The following is a 2886-nucleotide window of genomic DNA, read 5'->3' as shown; positions in this document are numbered from 1 at the left end:
AGATATCTAATCCTTTTAGGAATAAATATCTTCTGCTTTTAAGTTAATGACATTGTGTATTTACTGGGTTTCGGGCGTTTTCGTTTTATCTCGGATGATCAAAAGTAATCATAGAAGTAATCACTTCCAGGGTTGATGCCAACATTTTAGTTTGTATACTTACTGTACGCTGCAATGCCTCCAATCTCTTTTCATTAATTGCATATCCCTGGATAATATATTGTTTAAGGACTTTGTTCGCCCATTTACGAAATTCCACCCCTCGATTAGATTTTACCCTATATCCAACAGAAATAATCATATCCAGATTATAATGCTCTACCTGGTAAATTTTACCGTCTAAAGCAGTTGTCGCAAATTTTGCGACAACTGAATTATCCAACTCTTCTTTCAATGCATTATTAATATGTTTACCAATCGTCTTCACGTCTCTTTCAAATAACTCAGCTAACTGATTTCTGTTAAGCCATACAGTGCTATCTTTAACAGACACATTAAGTTTTATCTCCTTATCTGCCGTTTCAAACAAAATCAATTCATTTTTCATAATAAATTTCTCCTACTCTAACATTAGTGCCTTTTATGGTAGCATCCAGATTCATAGTAGCTCTGGAATCCAGACCAACGGATATAATTTATAGATTTCATCCTCATATTGAACCGGAACGGTAATAGAAAGAGATCTTACAAACTTCTCAACCTGCTCTACTTCTTTCGTTTGTTTATGAAAAAACATGTGAACCTCAGGCTCTTCATATTTCTCATTCTTATTCATAAATAATTTCATATGTATACCCACTACAATATTATCAAATTATTGCACTCTACTTTGTTCCACTTTCATTATGAGTAATAAACGTGCTCCAGGGCGTTTTCCTTTCAGCCTAATTCTTTTCAATGCTTTTCAGATAACTCCGCACCACTCCCAGGCCCCCTTCGGGCACACAGAATATCTCCCTGCGTTTTCCACACTGTTCATATACTTCTTCCAGATCAAACCACTGAACTTCCTCTACTTCTTCTGTCTGAAGAACAAGTTCCGCTGTATTCACAGGCTCCTGATAGATGTAGACAAAAGCAATTTCTTCATCCCGAAACATTTTTCCATGAAATTCTTTTGTGAAAGATATGGGGAAGGTTCCGGCAAAGTGCAACTGTTCCGGTGTTGCGCTGATTCCCAGTTCTTCTTTCAGTTCCCGAAGTGCAGATTCCAGTGGTTCGTCTCCTGCCTGGATGTGTCCTGCCGAGGAAGTATCAAATTTTCCCGGAAAAGAATCCTTGTTTTGTGAGCGTTTCTGTAAAAGAATCTGCACTTTGCCCTCTTTTTTCCGAATAATCCATATGTGAGCTGTTCTGTGGGGAATTCCTTCTGCATGGGCTTTTTCCCTTGATACAATCTGTCCGGCAGGATTACCTTTGCTGTCTATAACGTCAAATAATTCCATCTATTTTTCCTTCTTTATTTGTAAATAATTTCAAACAGTCATGTCTCTGTCAGTTCTTTATTCTTCGATGAAGTGAATTCTTTCTGGATCAAACCGGTCCTGCTGCGGTCTTGTCTCTGCCGGATAACCCAGTGCAAACATAGAAAAAACTTTTACATTTTCCGGAAGACCCAGAAGTCTGTGAACTTCTTCCATGTGTTCTTCTATCGGAGCAATGCCAAACCATACTCCGCCCAGACCAAGAGTATCTGTTTCCAGCCAGATATTCTCTTGAGCAATGGACATGTCAATCTGTGCAAAAGATGGTGCAACAAGTCCTTCTGTATGATAGACTGGTACGATCACTGCAGGTGCCCCTGCTGCACAGCCGGTGTATGGTGTTACTTTGGACAATTTCTGGATTTTTTCTTTGTCTGTTACCACATAAAATTCCCAAGGCTGCTGGTTACATGCACTTGGCGCCTGCATTCCCGCCTTCAGGATTTCCATGATTTTTTCCTTTTCTACTGGTTTGTCTTCATATTTTCTTACACTGATTCTGTGAAAAATACTGTTCATAACTTTTCGTCTCCTTTACGAATCATTCAGTTGATCCTATTATAGCATGTATATTTTATAAAGCCTCAATTTTTTCAGCTCTTCCGGTATTTTACAGAAGGGTAGCTTCCTGTACAGATCGGCAGCTACTTTAATTTTCTGCACGATTTTCTCTCTATCCTGTTGTTTTCCCATCTATCTTTTCCCATTCATCACTATAATATAAAAAACAGCACCGGACAACTTTTTTTGTTATCCAGTGCTCATAGTCTTAAAAAGCGGTTTTATGCTGGCTGTCAGCCGTGACATCCTTCCGAATGTCTAAAATGTCGCCGATATCATTAAGTCCCCGGCGCGGACTCACCGCATCTCCCTGGTGTGGGCGTAACGCCCTTCCGAGTATCGAATAGTCCCAGTAGGCTGTATCTAATTATGGGAAGATTTTTCTATATCGCAGAAAAAAGTTTTACTCCCTCACTTCAAGCCACTGGTCAATGTTTTTGGCTTCATCATAATCAAGATATAATGACCATAAAAGGGGCGTTACTTCCATTTTTTTCATTTAGAATTGTTTCCTGCACAGCATCCCCACAATCAGAATCATTCTTCAGAATGGACTTTGATATATGATACAGCATGGCTTCTGCATCCCAAACCTCCTTAATAAATACATCTTTTGTCATAACTTTGTCTTCTCCTTTTGTCCAGCCGAATTACTACACGTGTTTGCTTTTTTAATTTTACACTAATTAGATGCACCGAGAAGAGAATTGGTTCTCATAAAATTATCTCAGGATTTTGTAATTTAAAAAATACAGTTTGCACATATACAATGATACAATAAAAATGTAAAAATTATAGCAATTCCTACACGAAAGGGGTCATGTTTTATGAGAAAAAGAAA

At 38.3% G+C, this 2886-nt stretch carries 6 protein-coding genes; all 6 read right to left on the bottom strand.

The annotated features are described in order from the left end of the window. Positions 1 to 85 precede the first annotated feature (85 nt). Positions 86 to 547, bottom strand: a complete 462-nt coding sequence (locus LI074_RS16845) for a virulence RhuM family protein (protein ID WP_201927497.1) — start codon at positions 545 to 547, stop codon at positions 86 to 88. A gap of 51 nt (positions 548 to 598) precedes the next feature. Beyond that, entirely contained in the window at positions 599 to 787 is a 189-nt protein-coding gene (locus tag LI074_RS16840) for a hypothetical protein (protein WP_055153835.1), read from the bottom strand. Positions 788 to 884: 97 nt separating this feature from the next. Then, complete coding sequence (locus LI074_RS16835) at positions 885 to 1445, bottom strand: NUDIX hydrolase (RefSeq protein ID WP_055153833.1); 561 nt, start codon at positions 1443 to 1445, stop codon at positions 885 to 887. 57 nt (positions 1446 to 1502) lie between these two features. Then, entirely contained in the window at positions 1503 to 2003 is a 501-nt protein-coding gene (locus LI074_RS16830) for a nitroreductase family protein (protein ID WP_055153831.1), read from the bottom strand. A 39-nt stretch (positions 2004 to 2042) separates the two neighbouring features. After that, positions 2043 to 2177, bottom strand: a complete 135-nt coding sequence (locus tag LI074_RS16825) for a hypothetical protein (protein ID WP_255656390.1) — start codon at positions 2175 to 2177, stop codon at positions 2043 to 2045. Positions 2178 to 2497: 320 nt separating this feature from the next. Further along, complete coding sequence (locus LI074_RS16820; RefSeq protein WP_330380745.1) at positions 2498 to 2665, bottom strand: hypothetical protein; 168 nt, start codon at positions 2663 to 2665, stop codon at positions 2498 to 2500. Positions 2666 to 2886: the final 221 nt, after the last annotated feature.

Origin of the sequence: Blautia sp. MSK18_10, from assembly GCF_020553185.1 — a bacterium.
Lineage (GTDB): Bacteria > Bacillota > Clostridia > Lachnospirales > Lachnospiraceae > Blautia_A > Blautia_A wexlerae.
Note: the sequence above shows the minus strand (reverse complement) of the source record. Positions and strands in the feature narration are given on the sequence as shown.

Coding starts and splice junctions, on each gene's coding strand:
- LI074_RS16825 (WP_255656390.1), bottom strand. CDS start 2,177: ATGGGAAAACAACAGGATAGAGAGAAAATCGTGCAGAAAATTAAAGTA.
- LI074_RS16820 (WP_330380745.1), bottom strand. CDS start 2,665: ATGACAAAAGATGTATTTATTAAGGAGGTTTGGGATGCAGAAGCCATG.
- LI074_RS16845 (WP_201927497.1), bottom strand. CDS start 547: ATGAAAAATGAATTGATTTTGTTTGAAACGGCAGATAAGGAGATAAAA.
- LI074_RS16840 (WP_055153835.1), bottom strand. CDS start 787: ATGAAATTATTTATGAATAAGAATGAGAAATATGAAGAGCCTGAGGTT.
- LI074_RS16835 (WP_055153833.1), bottom strand. CDS start 1,445: ATGGAATTATTTGACGTTATAGACAGCAAAGGTAATCCTGCCGGACAG.
- LI074_RS16830 (WP_055153831.1), bottom strand. CDS start 2,003: ATGAACAGTATTTTTCACAGAATCAGTGTAAGAAAATATGAAGACAAA.